Origin of the sequence: Streptomyces longwoodensis (assembly GCF_001514125.1) — a bacterium.
Classification (GTDB): Bacteria; Actinomycetota; Actinomycetes; order Streptomycetales; family Streptomycetaceae; genus Streptomyces; species Streptomyces longwoodensis.
In genome coordinates, this window is record NZ_KQ948563.1 from 80,795 (window position 1) to 95,718 (window position 14,924).

Here is a 14,924-nt window from a genome sequence, read left to right on the forward strand (position 1 = left end):
TTATGTCCGGCGTGAGTTGGAGGGCGCGTTGACGGAAAAGGCGAGGCGACGGGCGGGATGCGGGGGTCTGTCCCCCCGGGCGCGACGGACCGGCGCGGGCCTGCGACGGCACCGCGCGGTTCCACGACGGCACCGCACCTGACCTACGAAACGGCACCGCCCTGACCTACGACGGCACCGCGCGTCCTACGACAGCTGGAGCAGGCCCCGCAGGAGGTCCCGGCTGGCGTCGGGACCCGGGCTGTCCTGCTGGAGTTCGCGCAGCGCGTTCTCGTACTGGGCGACGTCCTCGCGCTTGTCCAGGTACAGCGCGCTGGTGAGCTGCTCCAGGTAGACCACGTCGGACAGGTCGGACTCCGGGAAGCTGAGGATCGTGAAGGCGCCGGACTCGCCCGCGTGGCCGCCGAAGCTGAACGGCATGACCTGGAGGCGGATGTTGGGGCGCTCGGAGATCTCGATGAGGTGCTGGAGCTGGCCGCGCATCACCTCGCGGTCGCCGTAGGGGCGGCGCAGGGCGGCCTCGTCGAGGACGATGTGGACGTCGGGGGCGTTCTCGGAGACGAGGTACTTCTGCCGCTCCAGGCGCAGTGCCACCCGGCGGTCGATGTCGGCGGTGCTCGCGTCCTTCATGCCCCGGCTGACGACGGCGTGCGCGTACGCCTCGGTCTGGAGCAGGCCGTGCACGAACTGCACCTCGTAGGCGCGGATCAGCGAGGCCGCGCCCTCCAGGCCGACGTAGGTGGGGAACCAGCTCGGCAGCACGTCCGAGTAACTGTGCCACCAGCCCGCCACGTTGGCCTCGCGGGCGAGTCCGACGAGCGCCGCGCGCTCCGCCTCGTCCGTGATGCCGTACAGCGTCAGCAGGTCCTCGACGTCACGTGTCTTGAAGCTCACCCGGCCCAGCTCCATCCGGCTGATCTTCGATTCCGAGGCACGAATGGAGTACCCCGCAGCCTCGCGCGTGATGCCGCGCGACTCACGCAGCCGCCTGAGTTGCGAGCCGAGCAGCATGCGTCGCACCACCGATCCGGGCTCTCCCGCGCTCACGTTCGCCAGCCTCCCCAACCGTCTTCAGGGGCAGGAGTCTGCCACTAAAACACTTCGAGCAGTACTCGTCCGATTACAGAGACGGAAAGAAGCCAAAGCATACGCACGGCGGCGCACAAGGGAAGAGGGCGGAGGACGCGACCACCGGCCGTCGATGTGCACGAAGATGGCGGAAAAAATGGCCAAGAAGCGGTACGGGCGGGTCGATTTCGGTCACGTGCACGTGCATCTGCCCTTGCATCTGGTGTACGCATCCGAAACCATGGTCCCGCGCCACCGCTGCATCGCAACGACCGCGAATTCCCGGGAGTGCCTCGCATGGGGACGAATGGATCGACCATGCTCGAGCCGTTACGGCAGGGCCTTCCGCCGCTGGATCCCGCGGCCGTGTCCAACGCTGCCTCGTGTGCCCTGCCCGCCCGCTTCGAAGCGGTGGGCGAGGCGCGCGGGTTCGCCCGGAAGACGCTCGGACAGTGGGACGTCGGCGACCGCTTCGACGACATATGCCTGGTCGTCTCCGAACTCGTCACCAACGCCCTGCGGCACGGCCTGTCGTCCCACGACGCCCCGTGCCCCGTCGACCGACACCCTTTCGTCCGGCTGCACTTGATGCACTGGACCGGCCGGCTGGTCTGCGCGGTGCGCGACCCCAGCCGTGAGGGGCCGGTCGCGGGCGAGGCGGACGACTTCGCGGCCGAGTCGGGCCGTGGCCTGTTCCTGGTGGACTCCTTCGCCGACGGGTGGGGCTGGCAGCCGCTGAACGGCGCGCTGGGCGGCAAGGTGGTCTGGGCACTGTTCCGGCTGCACACGCCGGCCGAGTAGACGCGATCCGGCGTCCGGGGGCACCGGGGCCTCCGCACGACCTTGTGTGGGCGCTCCTCTACGCGCGTCGCGGCCCGCTCCGGTGGGCGCGGCCGTGCGGGGACGTCGGCGTGTGCGTCGGGCGTGGGCGTCAGCCCGCGATCAGGTGGTCGAACTCCCCGTCCTTGACGCCGAGCAGCATCGCCTCGATCTCGGCCCGGGTGTAGACGAGCGCCGGGCCGTCCGGGAAGCGCGAGTTGCGCACCGCCACGTCACCGCCGGGCAGCCGCGCGAACTCCACGCAGGATCCCTGCGAGTTGCTGTGTCTGCTCTTCTGCCACGCGACGCCGTGCAGGTGTGTGGCCGCCATGCCGTTGTACACGTCGCGCCCCCCGTCAACATCGTGGTCCACAGGTCGCTCCCTGCTGGTGCACTGGCTCGTGTGGCCATTGGTGCGGTGGTCAACTGTCGGGGATCATAACCCCGTTCATGTGCAGTTGCATGAGCAGATGCACGTGCACGCGCGGTGTTCCTGTGGTTACAGCCTTGACGCACGCTTTACCGGACCGGTGCGATGTCTAGGGATCTGCTCCAGCGTCTGCCCCGAGGGGCACGGCACATGCGGTGACCGACCCCCGTTCACTAGGAACAGACGCACGGGGCGCCCCCGTTGTTCCGTCGCGGATGTGAAGATCCGTGGCGCCGGGCCGGGCGGACCCCCGCCGTCCGCCGGACGGAAGGCGTCCGTTCCGTGGCGCGGTCACCGCCGGCGGCGACCACGCCGGGCCGCGGCGCCGTGACCGGCCCGGGGAGGGCGACCGCGCCGTGCTGCGCCGCGCGGCGCACGCGGACCCCGGGCCCTCCGCCCGGCCGAGGCGCTCCGGTACGCACGGCGGAGAGCGCCGTACGACGTAGGGGCGAGGTGCGCCGGTGCTACGACCGGGCGCGGACGTCGGCGCCCGGGTGAGCGCGGTGCGCCGCGTGGCCGAGACGCGTCGCCCCCGAAGACGGGTGACAGCCGTACCGATGCGGGGGATCCCGTACGGCGATGAGCGCATCCAAGGGGCGGAAACCGGACGCCCCCGGAGGGGAGGTTCCGGGGGCGGGTCAGGGCGGGCGTCGGTCGGCGGGGCGGAAGGTGGGCGTCGGTCGGTGGGGTCGCTCCGGACGGGGTCGCGGTCAGCGGCTCCCGTACGGCAGCAAGGCCATCTCCCGGGCGTTCTTGACGGCGCGGGCGATGAGGCGCTGCTGCTGGGCCGTCACGCGGGTGACGCGTCGGCTGCGGATCTTGCCGCGGTCGGAGAGGAACGTCCGCAGCAGGTCGGTGTCCTTGTAGTCGACGTACGTGACACCCGCACGGTCGAGCGGGTTGGGCCGGTTCTTCCCGGGTGTGCGGCTGCGGTCGGTGCGGCGGGGCATGGCGGGTCAGACCTCCAGGAGCGGGTCGAAGGCGGGCGGCAGCCGCTTCCAGGCGTCGCGCCCGGCTGCGTATTCGGCGTCGGTGAGCAGGCAGGACTCCAGCAGCCGGGTCAGGCCCTCGCGGTCCAGGCCCGGCGAGGTGAAGACCAGGTGCTGGCCGCGGTCACCGTGCTCGGGGTGCCAGTCCAGGGCGGCGGCGGCCCGGCGCACCGGCGGCACCCCGTCCCACGCCGCGTCGGACAGGGAGGCGAGCCAGGGTCCGGCCGGCTCGACGCACAGCGCCCCGCCGGCCGCGTCCCAGTGCAGCAGGGTGTCCGGCCGGTCGGCGAGCCAGAACCGGCCCCGGCTGCGGGCCGCCGCGCAGGTCAGGTCCTCCAGGGCCCGGTAGAGCCGTTCGGGGTGGAAGGGGCGGCGCCGGTGCCAGACGAGGGTGCTCACGCCGTGCGCGTCGGCCTCGGCGGGCAGCAGCGCGCACGCGGGGTGCTGGGCGGCGGCCGCGGCCTCGACGTCGAACCCGGCGAGGACGGCCGCGGCCAGCGGGGAGAGGGCAGCGGGAATGCGGCCGTCCGCCGAGGTCAGCCGTGCGGGAGGGTTCGATGCACGTGCAGACGAAGGTGCCGATTCCGGTGCGCCGGGAGTCGCCGGATCGGCGGACGCACCGCTCGGGACCGGGACACGGCGGGCCGTCGGGTGGAGCTGGCGCAGCAGCTCGCGGTCCTCGTCGTCCGCTTCCGGGGAGTCCACGACGGCCAGGACGGGGGCATACTCCATCTGCCGGGCGAAGGTGTCGGCGACGGTGCGCCGGTCCTCGGCGGCCGCGGCGAGGCCGCGCTCGGCCAGGTCGTCGCCGTTGCCGAGGCAGGGCAGCAGCAGAGCCGGGTCGACGGCGGTGACCACCCCCATGAGGGTGAGACCGCCCGCGACGACCACCTCGGCCATCGGCCTGGGCTCGACGGAGTCCCACAGTTCGACCACCGCTAGCCGGGTGGCGCCGTCCTCGGCGAGCCGGCGCAACTCCGGCACGAGGTCCTCGCGCAACGCACAGCAGGCACAGTCGTTGACGAGCGGCGCCTCCCCCGCCGACCGGAGGCCGGCGGCGTCGCGGACCGTGCGGACGACCGTGCCGGACGCGGCCGTCGTGAGGTCGTGGTGGAGGACCACGGCGCCGGGCACGTCGGCGAGCAGCCGGGCGACGGTCGCCCGGCGGGCGTCGGCGTGCAGCCCGCCGACGATCACGACCGGGAGCATCAGCCCTTCTCCCCGCTCCCGTACCGGCGCTCGAAGCGCTCGACGCGGCCCGCGGTGTCCAGGACACGGGCGGTACCGGTGTGGAAGGGGTGGCTCACGTCGGAGATCTCCACGTCGACGACCGGGTACGTGCGGCCGTCCTCCCAGACGACCGTCTTCTCGCTCGTCATGGTGCAGCGGGTCAGGAAGGCGTGGCCCGCGGCCCGGTCACGGAAGACGACGGGGCCGTAGGCGGGGTGGATTCCGTTGCGCATGACGGTGGTTCAGCGCTCCTCAGGGAAGTCGACGCGGCGCTCGGTACGGCCGCGATACTGGTACCTTACTGAAAATGAATACCATTAGCGTCAAGCGATCGAGGAGAGGTACGTCACCGTGTCCGCCCACTGCATGCTGACCGGGGCCCGTCCCGGTTTCGGCAACCGCGTCTCCCACTCCCACCGGCGCACGTCGCGCCGCTTCGACCCGAACGTGCAGACCAAGCGGTACTGGCTGCCGGGCGAGGGGCGGTACGTACGCCTCCGGCTGAGCGCCAGGGGCATCCGCACGGTCGACGCGATCGGCGTCGAGGCGGCCGTCGCCCGCATCCGCGCGCGGGGGGTGCGGGTCTGATGGCCAAGAAGAGCAAGATCGCCAAGAACGAGCAGCGGCGCGCGGTCGTCGCGCGGTACGCCGCGCGCCGGGCCGAGCTGAAGGAGGTCCTCCGCCGGCCCTCCTGCACTCCGCAGGAACGGCTCGCCGCCCGGCGGGAGCTGGCCCGCCAGCCACGCGACGCGAGCGCCACGCGTGTGCGCAACCGCGACCAGGTCGACGGGCGTCCGCGCGGCTATTTCCGGGCGTTCGGGCTGGCGCGGGTGCACCTGCGGGAGCAGGCACACGCGGGGTACCTGCCAGGGGTGCGTAAGGCGTCGTGGTGAGCGGGGGTGCGGAAGGCTTCGCGCTGAGCGGGGTGCCGAGCAAGGGCTGAGCGGCGGGGATGGGCCGGTCGATGACCGGCTCGGGACGCAGAAGGTGCAGCGACGGCGCTCGGGGTCGTCGTGCGCCCCCTGCTGGTAGCTTGCTGCGGACCTCCCGGTCGGGTGGGCCGGCCGGCGACAGCTTGGAGTGTGCAGTGACTTCGGTGACGTACTCCCGCCGGTGCACGTGGGCGGCCGCCGCCGCGCTGACCGGTGCGCTCGTGCTGGCCGGGTGCAGCGACGACGGCGGTGACCCCGACGGCAAGGCGTCCCCCACGCCGAGCGCCACGGCGACGGCGGACACCGGAGGGGCCGACGGCACGGACGGCAGCCCCTCGGCGTCGGCGACCGCCGCCGCGGGTTCCCTGGAGGGCAGCTGGCTCGGCACGGTCGACGGCGAGGCCGTCGTGCTGATGGTGACCGGCGGCAAGGCCGCGCTGTACGCGACCGGCGGCACCGTGTGCAGCGGCAGCGCCGGCGGGCAGGCGGGGGCCCGGACGATCCGCCTGTCCTGCGCCAGCGGCAAGAAGACCCGCACCACCGGCACGGTCGACTCCGTCAACGGCTCGACGCTCCGGGTCACCTGGCAGGGTGGCGCCGGTCAGGAGACGTACACCAAGGCGGAGAGCGGCGGCGGCTGGCCGTCGGGGCTGCCGACGACGGGACTGGGCTCGTAGCGGTCCGGTCACGACCGCGGGGGCGGGCGGCGGACGGGGGTGATCATGCGTGATGATCCTTCGAGCACCGTCACGACATCCGAGGACCCCTTCATGCGCGCCGTTCCCATCACCGTCACCACCCTCGCCGCCGCCCTGCTGCTGACCGCCTGCGACAACGGCGGCGACTCCGGCAACGACGACGCGAAGCCCCCGTCCACCCCGTCCGCCGCCGCCTCGGGCGGCTGCGCGGCCGACGGGCTGGACGCGCAGGTGGGCCCGGTGAGCGAGGCGCCGGCGGCCGGGGACACCGGCACCGTCACGGTCACGCTCACCAACAAGGGCGCCGAGTGCACCCTGAAGGGCTTCCCCGTGGTCCGCCTGCACGCCGACACGGCCGTCGACGTCCCCCAGGACCCCAGCGCGCCGGCCCAGGCACTGACGCTGCCGGAGCAGGGCACCGCGTCGTTCACGATCACCTACGTGCGGGGCGACGGCGGCAAGAGCGTCGCCGCCAAGACCGCCTCCTACGCCCTGCCGAACGGCACCGGCGACCCCGTCGACTTCGACTGGACCTACGGCGACGTCGCGCGCAAGGACGACGGCGCGGTGGACGCCACGGTGAGCGGGTTCCAGCAGGCGGGCGACTGATCCCGGCAGGAGTTCGACGGCCGCCCGCGTGCCCACGCGTGCGTGGACGTCCCCGTGGGCGCGGGCGGGGACGCGTCCACGCGCGGGTGCGTGTACGGCGGCCCGGTCACTCCGACGGCAGCCGCGGCCGGGAGCGCATCTGCGCCCGGTCGGCGGCGCGGGCGCCCTCGGTCCAGCCCGCCTCGTCGCTCACCCCGCGCAGACGCGTGCTGACCGTGTCCGGGAACAGCCGGTCGGCCGCCGCGGTGACCGCGACCTCGCGGGAGGCGAGCACCGGCAGCAGGTCGTCGGTCACCTGGGACCCGGCCGCCTCAGCGAGCCGGGTGCCGACGCGATGGGCGTACGCGGCGAGGAACGACTGCCGGAAGGTCTTGGTCCGCTTGCGCCCGCCGGCCCGCTGGGCGGCCTCCGCCCGGGTCATCGCCGACTGGGCCTGCACCAGGAGCGAGGTGTAGAGCAGCTCGACGACCTCCAGGTCGGCCTCGAAGCCGACGACCGTGGAGAAGCAGAACGGCTCGTTCCACACGGCCCGGCAGTGGTTCGCGGACGCCACCGCGTCCAGCAGGACCGCCTTGGCCTGCTCGTACGGCGGCTCGACCCCGATCCGGCAGGCGCCGGGCGCGTCGGGTGCGGGCGCCGCGGCGTCCAGCAGGGCCTCGTCCACGCTGTGCTTGGCCATCAGCTCCTGCGCCTTCGCGCTCAGCGCCTCCGCCTCCTCGGGGAACCCGGTCGCCTCCGCCTTGGCGAGCAGGGCGCGGATCCGGGCGAGCATCCGCCCGCCGGAGCCACCGGAGCCGCCGGAGCCGCCCGCGGTGTTCGTCCGGCCCGACCCGTGCGGCGGCGCGTCCTGCAAGGGCTCCAGCGCGGGCAGGCGCAGCAACAGGCGGTACAGCTCCAGGACCGCCGTCGCGTGCGAGAAGCGGTCCGGGCGGGGCGGGGCCTCGGCGAGCACCTCGTCGAGCTGGGCGAGCTGGTCGCGCCAGCGGCGCCCGCGCACCCGGTCGCGCGGCGCCTGCGCGCGGATCAGCTCCGCGAGCAGGCACACCGGGGCGTCCCCGAGCTCGCGCCGGACCACCCGCACGACGTCGGCGGGCTGCCAGCCGCGTGCCCACAGGGCCGCCACGAACTCCTCCCCCCGGCGCACGAGCTCGGCGTCCGCCGCGGGGTCCGCGGCCAGCAGGGAGGCGCCGCTGTCCAGGGAGGCGTCGGCGCTGTCGTAGAGGGCCGTGCGGAAGGCGCGCTCCACGGTGGAGGGGCCGGTGGGGGTGTCGCTGCTGCTCACCCGTCGATGGTGGCACGCGCGCGGAAGGGACTGTCAACCGCGGGTTGACGGCTCGCCGCTGTCAACCTACGGTTGACACATGTCGACGAACCCCAACCCCGCCGTCACCACTCCCGTCCGCCTGGACGACCTCATCGACGCCATCAAGAAGGTCCACACCGAGCCCCTCGAGCAGCTCCAGGACGCCGTGATCGCCGCGGACCACCTCGGGGACGTGGCCGACCACCTCATCGGGCACTTCGTGGACCAGGCGCGGCGCTCCGGCGCCTCCTGGACCGACATCGGCCGCAGCATGGGCGTCACCCGGCAGGCCGCCCAGAAGCGGTTCGTGCCGAAGGAGTCCACCGACCTCGACCCCAGCCAGGGCTTCGCCCGCTACACCCCCCGCGCGCGCAACGTCGTCGTCAGCGCCCACAACGAGGCCAAGGCGGCCGGCGCCACCGAGGGCCTGCCCGAGCACCTGGTCCTCGGCCTGCTCGCCGAGCCGGAAGGGCTGGCCGCCCGCGCGGTCACCGCTCAGGGCGTCGGCCTGGACGCGGTGCGCGAGGCGGCCAGGGCAGCGCTGCCGCCCGCCACCGAGGACGCCCCGGAGCTCGTGCCGTACGGCCCGGACGCCAAGAAGGTCCTGGAGCTGACGTTCCGCGAGGCCCTGCGCCTGGGCCACAACTACGTCGGCACCGAGCACCTGCTGCTCGCCCTGCTGGAGCACGAGAACGGCGAGGGCGTCCTGAGCGGACTCGGCATCGAGAAGGCGGCGACCGAGCGGTACGTCGCCGAGACCCTGGCACAGCTGGTGGCGCGGCAGGCCGAGGCCGACCCGCCCGAGGCGCCGAAGGGCCCGTGACCCCGGAGCGCCCCACGCCCTCCGGAGGCATGACAGCGCAGGTCAGGGCCATTGTCAGACCCCCCTGCCACACTGACCGCATGACCGACCGCTGGGCGCTCGCCCCGGCCGAGGACGGCGGCGTGGAGCTCGCCCCCCTCGGCCGGGACGGGCTGCCCGCCGGCCCGGTCGTCCGGGAGGCGGATCTCGTCGAGGCCGTACGCCGACGGCCCGACGTGACCCGATGGGTCTGGCGTTCCACGGCCGAGGTGTACCCGCGTCTGCTCGCCACGGGGGTGCGAGTCGAGCGGTGCTACGACGTCGAGGACGCCGAGACCCTCCTCCTGGGCCACGAGGGGAGGGGCGGCGAGCCGCGCTCCGCGGCCGCCGCCCTGGCCCGGCTGCGCGGCGGACCGGTCCCGCGCGACCCGCCGCCGCGCTCGGCCGAGCCCGGCTCCCAGTCGCCGCTGTTCGAGCCGCAGGGCGTCCCGGTGCGCCTGGCTGACCTGCTCGCGGTCTACGCCGAGCAGCAGCGGCGCCACGACCGGGCCGAGCACCCCGACCGGATGCGGCTGCTGACCGCCGCCGAGTCGGCGGGGATGCTGGTCGCCGCCGAGATGAACCGCGCCGGGCTGCCGTGGCGCGCGGACGTCCACCGCGCGGTGCTGCACGACCTGCTGGGCGAGCGGTACGCCGGAAGGGGCGAGCCGCGGCGCCTGGCCGAGCTGGCCGACGAGGTGTCCGCCGCCTTCGGCCGCCGGGTGCGGCCCGACCTGCCGGCCGACGTGGTCAAGGCGTTCGCGCAGGCCGGCGTCAAGGTCAGGTCCACCCGCCGCTGGGAGCTGGAGTCGCTGGACCACCCGGCGGTGAAACCCCTGGTGGAGTACAAGAAGCTGTACCGCATCTGGGTCGCGCACGGCTGGTCCTGGCTCCAGGACTGGGTGCGCGACGGACGCTTCCGGCCGGAGTTCCACGCGGGCGGCACGGTCACCGGCCGCTGGGTGACCAATGGCGGGGGCGCCCTGCAGATCCCCAAGGTGATCCGGCGCGCCGTGGTCGCCGACCCCGGCTGGCGGCTGGTGGTCGCCGACGCCGACCAGATGGAGCCGCGCGTGCTCGCCGCGATCTCCCGCGATCCCGGGCTGATGGAGGTGGCCGGCCGGGACAGCGACCTCTACCAGGCGGTGTCCGACCGCGCCTTCTCCGGCGACCGCGCCCAGGCCAAGCTCGCCGTGCTCGGCGCCGTCTACGGCCAGACCTCCGGCGACGGCCTGAAGAACCTCGCCGCCCTGCGCCGCCGCTTCCCGCGCGCGGTGGCGTACGTCGACGAGGCCGCCCGGGCCGGTGAGGAGGGCCGGCTGGTGCGCACCTGGCTGGGCCGCACCTGCCCGCCCGCGGCCCGGACCGGCGAGGACGCGGAGGACGAGGCGGGCATCCCGACGGGCGAGGAGGGCACCGACGACCGCCCGTGGGTGCCGGGGTACGCCTCGACCGATGCCCGCGCCCGCGGCCGGTTCGCCCGCAACTTCGTCGTCCAGGGCAGCGCCGCCGACTGGGCCCTGCTGCTGCTCGCCGCGCTGCGCCGCGCCTGCGCGGGCCTGGCGGCCGAGCTGGTCTTCTTCCAGCACGACGAGGTGATCGTGCACTGCCCCGAGGAGGAGGCGGAGGCGGTCGTAGCGGCGATCCGCGAGGCGTCGCGCACGGCCGGCCGCCTGACGTTCGGGGAGACGCCGGTGCGCTTCCCGTTCACGACGGCCGTGGTGGAGTGCTACGCCGACGCCAAGTGAGGCCTGCTCTTCCCCTGGCAGCAACAGGCTGACCGACTGACCCACCGCCCCTGAACGCCCCTATTGCGTACGCCGTACTCACCTGCGTACGGTGACCGCGTACGCCGTACTCAGAAAGTCGATCACCGGAGGAGAGAGTGAGGGGAACGTGGGAAACCTGGGACAACCGGGAAACGGGGACTCGCCCGCCGTGTCCGTGCACGGCCTGCGCAAGCGCTACGGCGACGTGGAGGCCCTGTCCGGCCTGGACCTGACCGTGGCACCGGGCACCGTCCACGGACTGCTGGGCCCGAACGGCGCCGGCAAGAGCACCGTCGTACGGATCCTCAGCACGCTGACCCGCGCCACGGCGGGCCGGGCCACGGTCGCCGGACACGACGTGGCCGCACGGCCCGACGCGGTCCGCGAGGCCATCGGCCTGGCCGGACAGCACGCCGCCGTAGACGAGAAGCTCACCGGCCGGGAGAACCTGCGGATCTTCGGCAGGCTGGCCCGGCTGGGCCGCCGCGGCGCCCGCCACCGCGCCGACGACCTGCTGGAGCGGTTCGAGCTGACCGAGGCGGCCGACCGGCTGGTCGGCACGTACTCCGGTGGCATGCGCCGGCGCATCGACCTGATCGCCAGCCTGCTGCGCGCCCCCGCGGTGCTCTTCCTGGACGAGCCCACCACCGGACTCGACCCGCGCAGCCGCCTGGACATCTGGGCGATCGTGCGCGAGCTGGTCGCCGAGGGCACGACGGTGCTGCTCACCACCCAGTACCTGGACGAGGCGGACCAGCTGGCGTCCGCCGTGGCCGTGGTCGACCGCGGCCGGGTGATCGCCGAGGGCAGCCCCGCCGAGCTGAAGGCGCGGATCGGCAGCCACGTCGACGTCGAGGTGGGCGGCGAGGCCGACCTGGCGGGTGCAGTGGCCGTCCTGGAACGGCTGACCGGCGGCCGGCCGGCGGTCGAGGACCTGCGGATCGTCACCGGGGTGCCGGGCCGGGCGCCGTCGGTGCCGCGGCTGGTGCGCGAGCTGGACGCGGCCGGCGTGGCGGTCCAGGACGTCGGCGTCCGCCGCCCGAGCCTCGACGACGTGTTCCTCACGCTGACCGGCCGCACCACCGGAACCGGTGGAGCCGACGGGGGCGCGACCGGGATGCGGCGGCACGACCGGGCGAAGGAAGGGGCGACGGCATGATCGTCCTGGCGGACGGACTCACCCTCGTGGAGCGCAAGCTGCTCCACCTCCGGCACCAGCCCGGCACCCTGGTCGCGATGCTGGTGATGCCCGCGGTCATGGTGGTGCTCTTCGGTTTCGTCTTCGGCAGCGCCATCAAGGTGCCCGGCGGCGGCAACTACCGCGAGTACCTGATGCCCGGCCTCTTCGTCATGACCGGCGTGTTCGCGCTGTCGTCCGCGATGGTGGACGTCGCCACCGACCAGGGCCGCGGGGTCACCGACAGGCTGCGCTCGATGCCCACCGCGCGCGCCGCGGTGCCCGTCGGGCAGACCGGCGCCGACACCGTCACCGGCCTCTTCGGCCTGCTGATCCTGATGGCCTCGGGGCTGGCGTTCGGCTGGCGGGCCCACCACGGCCTCGGCCACGCGCTCGGCGCCATCGGGGTTCTGCTGCTGTTCCGGTACACGATGTCGTGGGTCGGCACCTACCTCGGCCTGATCATGCCCTCCGCGCAGACGGCCGACGCGCTGGCGCCGCTCACGCTGCCGCTGAGCATGCTGTCCAACGCGTTCGTGCCGACGGACGGCATGCCGGGCTGGCTACGGGTCGTCTGCGAGGGCAACCCCCTCAGCGCGGCGGTCGCCGCCTGCCGGTCGCTGTTCGGCAACCCGGGCGCGGCGGCAGCGGGCGGCTCCTGGCCGCTCACCCACCCGCTGGCCGCGACCCTGCTGTGGTCCGCGTTCCTCCTGGCGGTCTTCGTGCCCCTGTCGGTACGGCGGTTCACCCGCGCGGGACTCTGACGCGCGAAGCCGCGGCCGGTGCGGTGGGAGCGGGGGGAAGCGGCGGGAGCGGCGGGAGCTCTCAGCCCCGCCGCCCGGCGAGCGCGGGGAAGCGCGCCTCGATGCCGTCCAGCAGGACGGCCAGCCCGGTCTCGAACCGCTCGTCGCGGCTGGGGTAGCGGGCCTCGCGGACCATCCGGTCGAGGTAGGGGAACCGGCCGGTGGCCAGCAGCTCCCCGATGTACGGGCCCATCCGCTGCTGCCACGTCCTGCGGTCCATGCCGGAGCGCAGGGCGGCCTCCCGCTCGGCCGTCTCGGCCTGCGTGGCGCCGGTGACCCAGTGCCGGATCAGGTTCACCACCTGCATCATCTCGTCGATGCCCAGCCCCCGGCCGTCGACCAGCGCCAGGTCGCGCTCGTTGCCGCGCAGCATGTTGGGTCCCATGACCGGCCGGCTCGCGACGGCGTGCGCGAGCCAGGGGTGCCGGCGCAGGGTCTCCCGGTAGCGCCGGGCGAAGGTGGCGAGGTCGGCCCGTACGTCACCGGTCGGCTCCTGCGGCTCGTACCCGAGGGCCTGGTCGATCACGACGGCGTACAGGTCCTCCTTGGTCGGCAGGTACCGGTACAGCGTCATCGCCCCGGTCCCCAGCTCCTTGGCGATGCGGCGCATCGTCACCGCCTCGATGCCCTCGCCGTCGGCCAGCGCGATCGCCACTTCGGCGATGCGCTCACGGCTGTACGCCGGCACCGGCCCGCGCGCTCCCCGCTCGGGCCGCATCCAGATGATCGGCTGCGGGTCGTTCAGGTCGCCCGGGTCACTCGGGCGGTCGCCGCTCGGGCGGTGCACGTCGTGTGGTTCGGCCATGGGCCCATGCTAAGTGCGTACAGCGTTCTCACCGTGCTCAGCGCGGGCGCGGACGCGGTCGCGGACGCGGACGGCACCCGGAGCGACCGCCCGCAGCGCCCGCCCGTCGGGCGGCGCTCACCTGCCGCCCCGCTCCCCCGTCCGCCCACCGGCGGCACCGCGCCCGGGCCGCACCTCCCCCGGTCCCGCGTCCGGGGCCTGCGCGGTCTGCGCCTCCTGGGCGGGGGGCCGCTGCCGGTGCCTCGGTACGACGGCGCGCCGGGGCGGGCGGGTCAGGGTGATCTGCCGGACCAGCTGCTGGAAGCAGGCCAGCGACGCGACGCTCGGCAGGGCCGCCGCGACGTGGCCGGTCAGCGACCGGGGCGACTGGAGCACGCAGATCAGCAGCGCGGTCGCCGAGAACAGGAGCACCACGCACCAGGAGTGGACGGCACGCCGCTGGTGCACGGCGGCCCGCAGCACCGAGAGGGCCGCCACCAGCCACGGCCCGTACACGAGCAGCGGCCACCACGCGGCCATGCCGCCTCCCGTGCGGGTGACCGCCAGCAGGTGCAGGGGGCTGTAGGCGACCATGCCGCCGAACAGGCTCACCGCCGATGCCATGACGGCCACCATTCCCGTGATGGACAGGCTGACCAGCCGGAGGCTGCTGATGCGCCGGCGCTTCCGGACCTTCCGGTGTCCCGCGGGCGCGTGCCGCAGGGGCGGCAGTTCCGCGGTGAGGTCCTGGAGGTTGCGCAGCGGCGTACCGGGCGCCGGGTCGACGAGGGAGGCCTCCTCGCGCGCCGCGGGGATCTTCGGCCGCGGCTCGCCGTCGCGCTCCATGGCGTCCTGCAGCATGAAGGCGAGCTCTTCCGCCGGGTCCCAGATCAGGTCCGCGGTGTCCGCCCGGTCGACGAAGACGTCCGAGGCCGCCCGGTGGCGGCCCGTGCCGACGTCATGAAATTGCTGCCCGGGATCCTGGAATCCCCACGGGCCCGTTCGTTCGTCGTACATGATACGGACCGACTATTCCGCGCCGGGAAAAGGCGAATGGCCTTGTGCGGTCATCCAGCGGCGGGCCAGATCGGCCTCCATGCAGAGCATCGATTCCACGAAGTCCCGCAGCAGCGGCTCGGTCACCCGGAGGGTCACCGCCCTTCCGTCCCTGATCAGCGCCCCGTTGGTCACGGCCGCCGAACCCCTTGGAGCCGGGACGTAGGTGTACGCCCCCAGTACGGCAGCCCGCTCGATCAGTTGACCCGCTCGTCCCTCGGTCGCCCTGAGGTCGAAGCACCCATCCCCGGTTGCCTTCGTCATATCCCACCTAACGGCGCCCGGGTGACACGGATACTGTGGCGAACGGGTGAGGGAATTGACAGACGAGCACTATTCCGACGACCCCTAATTCGGATACTTCAGGTCAATGACCGGGCTCGGGAACCACGAAAATGACAAAGACCCCAGTCCGA

Annotated in this window: 18 protein-coding genes; 9 read left to right on the top strand and 9 right to left on the bottom strand. The window is 73.8% G+C overall.

What is annotated here, in order from left to right:
- Positions 1-186 precede the first annotated feature (186 nt).
- Positions 187-1,011 carry a helix-turn-helix domain-containing protein gene (locus AQJ30_RS31725; RefSeq protein ID WP_067240800.1) on the bottom strand — a complete coding sequence of 275 codons (825 nt, stop codon included), beginning with the start codon at positions 1,009-1,011 and terminating at the stop codon, positions 187-189.
- Between the two features lie 375 nt (positions 1,012-1,386).
- Between AQJ30_RS31725 and AQJ30_RS31730 the strand changes: the two genes are divergently transcribed.
- Positions 1,387-1,869, top strand: a complete 483-nt coding sequence (locus AQJ30_RS31730) for an ATP-binding protein (RefSeq protein WP_067240802.1) — start codon at positions 1,387-1,389, stop codon at positions 1,867-1,869.
- 130 nt (positions 1,870-1,999) lie between these two features.
- Here the strand turns inward: AQJ30_RS31730 and AQJ30_RS31735 are convergent, their stop codons facing one another.
- The 4 genes from AQJ30_RS31735 to AQJ30_RS31750 all read right to left on the bottom strand — a co-directional run bounded on the left by AQJ30_RS31735 (position 2,000) and on the right by AQJ30_RS31750 (position 4,769).
- Positions 2,000-2,260: a DUF397 domain-containing protein gene (locus AQJ30_RS31735; RefSeq protein WP_067240803.1), complete on the bottom strand. Its 261-nt coding sequence runs from the start codon at positions 2,258-2,260 to the stop codon at positions 2,000-2,002.
- Positions 2,261-3,027: 767 nt separating this feature from the next.
- Complete coding sequence (gene rpsR, locus AQJ30_RS31740) at positions 3,028-3,267, bottom strand: 30S ribosomal protein S18 (RefSeq protein WP_067240805.1); 240 nt, start codon at positions 3,265-3,267, stop codon at positions 3,028-3,030.
- Between the two features lie 6 nt (positions 3,268-3,273).
- Positions 3,274-4,515 (bottom strand): CobW family GTP-binding protein, encoded by a 1,242-nt coding sequence (locus AQJ30_RS31745; RefSeq protein ID WP_067240806.1) that lies wholly within the window; start codon positions 4,513-4,515, stop codon positions 3,274-3,276.
- The gene (locus AQJ30_RS31750; RefSeq protein WP_067240808.1) at positions 4,515-4,769 is read right to left on the bottom strand and encodes a type B 50S ribosomal protein L31; all 255 of its coding nucleotides are present in this window, start codon (positions 4,767-4,769) and stop codon (positions 4,515-4,517) included. The genes AQJ30_RS31745 and AQJ30_RS31750 overlap by 1 nt, the downstream gene beginning before the upstream one ends.
- A gap of 118 nt (positions 4,770-4,887) precedes the next feature.
- Here AQJ30_RS31750 and rpmB point away from each other — a divergent pair, with 118 nt between their 5' ends.
- The 4 genes from rpmB (at position 4,888) to AQJ30_RS31770 (ending at position 6,775) form a co-directional block, all read left to right on the top strand.
- Positions 4,888-5,124 carry a 50S ribosomal protein L28 gene (gene rpmB, locus AQJ30_RS31755; protein ID WP_067240809.1) on the top strand — a complete coding sequence of 79 codons (237 nt, stop codon included), beginning with the start codon at positions 4,888-4,890 and terminating at the stop codon, positions 5,122-5,124.
- The gene (gene rpsN / locus AQJ30_RS31760) at positions 5,124-5,429 is read left to right on the top strand and encodes a 30S ribosomal protein S14 (RefSeq protein WP_067240811.1); all 306 of its coding nucleotides are present in this window, start codon (positions 5,124-5,126) and stop codon (positions 5,427-5,429) included. The genes rpmB and rpsN overlap by 1 nt, the downstream gene beginning before the upstream one ends.
- A gap of 203 nt (positions 5,430-5,632) precedes the next feature.
- Complete coding sequence (locus AQJ30_RS31765) at positions 5,633-6,145, top strand: hypothetical protein (protein ID WP_079084429.1); 513 nt, start codon at positions 5,633-5,635, stop codon at positions 6,143-6,145.
- Positions 6,146-6,238: 93 nt separating this feature from the next.
- Complete coding sequence (locus tag AQJ30_RS31770) at positions 6,239-6,775, top strand: DUF4232 domain-containing protein (RefSeq protein WP_067240814.1); 537 nt, start codon at positions 6,239-6,241, stop codon at positions 6,773-6,775.
- A 106-nt stretch (positions 6,776-6,881) separates the two neighbouring features.
- Here AQJ30_RS31770 and AQJ30_RS31775 read toward each other — a convergent pair whose 3' ends face one another.
- Positions 6,882-8,057 (bottom strand): DUF2786 domain-containing protein, encoded by a 1,176-nt coding sequence (locus AQJ30_RS31775; protein ID WP_067240816.1) that lies wholly within the window; start codon positions 8,055-8,057, stop codon positions 6,882-6,884.
- Between the two features lie 79 nt (positions 8,058-8,136).
- Between AQJ30_RS31775 and AQJ30_RS31780 the strand changes: the two genes are divergently transcribed.
- The 4 genes from AQJ30_RS31780 to AQJ30_RS31795 all read left to right on the top strand — a co-directional run bounded on the left by AQJ30_RS31780 (position 8,137) and on the right by AQJ30_RS31795 (position 12,629).
- Positions 8,137-8,901 carry a Clp protease N-terminal domain-containing protein gene (locus AQJ30_RS31780; protein ID WP_067240817.1) on the top strand — a complete coding sequence of 255 codons (765 nt, stop codon included), beginning with the start codon at positions 8,137-8,139 and terminating at the stop codon, positions 8,899-8,901.
- An 80-nt stretch (positions 8,902-8,981) separates the two neighbouring features.
- Positions 8,982-10,667: a bifunctional 3'-5' exonuclease/DNA polymerase gene (locus AQJ30_RS31785; RefSeq protein WP_067240819.1), complete on the top strand. Its 1,686-nt coding sequence runs from the start codon at positions 8,982-8,984 to the stop codon at positions 10,665-10,667.
- Positions 10,668-10,857: 190 nt separating this feature from the next.
- The gene (locus AQJ30_RS31790; RefSeq protein ID WP_245727216.1) at positions 10,858-11,847 is read left to right on the top strand and encodes an ATP-binding cassette domain-containing protein; all 990 of its coding nucleotides are present in this window, start codon (positions 10,858-10,860) and stop codon (positions 11,845-11,847) included.
- The gene (locus AQJ30_RS31795; protein WP_067240821.1) at positions 11,844-12,629 is read left to right on the top strand and encodes an ABC transporter permease; all 786 of its coding nucleotides are present in this window, start codon (positions 11,844-11,846) and stop codon (positions 12,627-12,629) included. The genes AQJ30_RS31790 and AQJ30_RS31795 overlap by 4 nt, the downstream gene beginning before the upstream one ends.
- A gap of 61 nt (positions 12,630-12,690) precedes the next feature.
- On the opposite strand, the gene AQJ30_RS31800 is transcribed toward AQJ30_RS31795, so the two are convergent.
- From AQJ30_RS31800 to AQJ30_RS31810, 3 genes are all read right to left on the bottom strand, one after another.
- On the bottom strand, positions 12,691-13,473 hold the full coding sequence (locus tag AQJ30_RS31800; RefSeq protein ID WP_245727217.1) for a TetR/AcrR family transcriptional regulator: 783 nt from the start codon (positions 13,471-13,473) through the stop codon (positions 12,691-12,693).
- Between the two features lie 117 nt (positions 13,474-13,590).
- Positions 13,591-14,469 (bottom strand): DUF2637 domain-containing protein, encoded by an 879-nt coding sequence (locus AQJ30_RS31805; RefSeq protein WP_067240822.1) that lies wholly within the window; start codon positions 14,467-14,469, stop codon positions 13,591-13,593.
- A gap of 12 nt (positions 14,470-14,481) precedes the next feature.
- Positions 14,482-14,643, bottom strand: coding sequence for a hypothetical protein (locus AQJ30_RS31810; RefSeq protein ID WP_245727218.1), 162 nt, complete (start codon positions 14,641-14,643; stop codon positions 14,482-14,484).
- Between the last annotated feature and the right edge of the window lie 281 nt (positions 14,644-14,924).

Bases quoted from the DNA above. Each gene is read 5' to 3' on its own strand.
- AQJ30_RS31805 (WP_067240822.1), bottom strand. From the start codon at position 14,469: ATGTACGACGAACGAACGGGCCCGTGGGGATTCCAGGATCCCGGGCAG.
- AQJ30_RS31780 (WP_067240817.1), top strand. From the start codon at position 8,137: ATGTCGACGAACCCCAACCCCGCCGTCACCACTCCCGTCCGCCTGGAC.
- rpsN (WP_067240811.1), top strand. From the start codon at position 5,124: ATGGCCAAGAAGAGCAAGATCGCCAAGAACGAGCAGCGGCGCGCGGTC.
- AQJ30_RS31795 (WP_067240821.1), top strand. From the start codon at position 11,844: ATGATCGTCCTGGCGGACGGACTCACCCTCGTGGAGCGCAAGCTGCTC.
- AQJ30_RS31730 (WP_067240802.1), top strand. From the start codon at position 1,387: ATGCTCGAGCCGTTACGGCAGGGCCTTCCGCCGCTGGATCCCGCGGCC.
- AQJ30_RS31800 (WP_245727217.1), bottom strand. From the start codon at position 13,473: ATGGCCGAACCACACGACGTGCACCGCCCGAGCGGCGACCGCCCGAGT.
- AQJ30_RS31785 (WP_067240819.1), top strand. From the start codon at position 8,982: ATGACCGACCGCTGGGCGCTCGCCCCGGCCGAGGACGGCGGCGTGGAG.
- AQJ30_RS31750 (WP_067240808.1), bottom strand. From the start codon at position 4,769: ATGCGCAACGGAATCCACCCCGCCTACGGCCCCGTCGTCTTCCGTGAC.
- AQJ30_RS31770 (WP_067240814.1), top strand. From the start codon at position 6,239: ATGCGCGCCGTTCCCATCACCGTCACCACCCTCGCCGCCGCCCTGCTG.
- AQJ30_RS31725 (WP_067240800.1), bottom strand. From the start codon at position 1,011: ATGCTGCTCGGCTCGCAACTCAGGCGGCTGCGTGAGTCGCGCGGCATC.
- rpsR (WP_067240805.1), bottom strand. From the start codon at position 3,267: ATGCCCCGCCGCACCGACCGCAGCCGCACACCCGGGAAGAACCGGCCC.
- AQJ30_RS31745 (WP_067240806.1), bottom strand. From the start codon at position 4,515: ATGCTCCCGGTCGTGATCGTCGGCGGGCTGCACGCCGACGCCCGCCGG.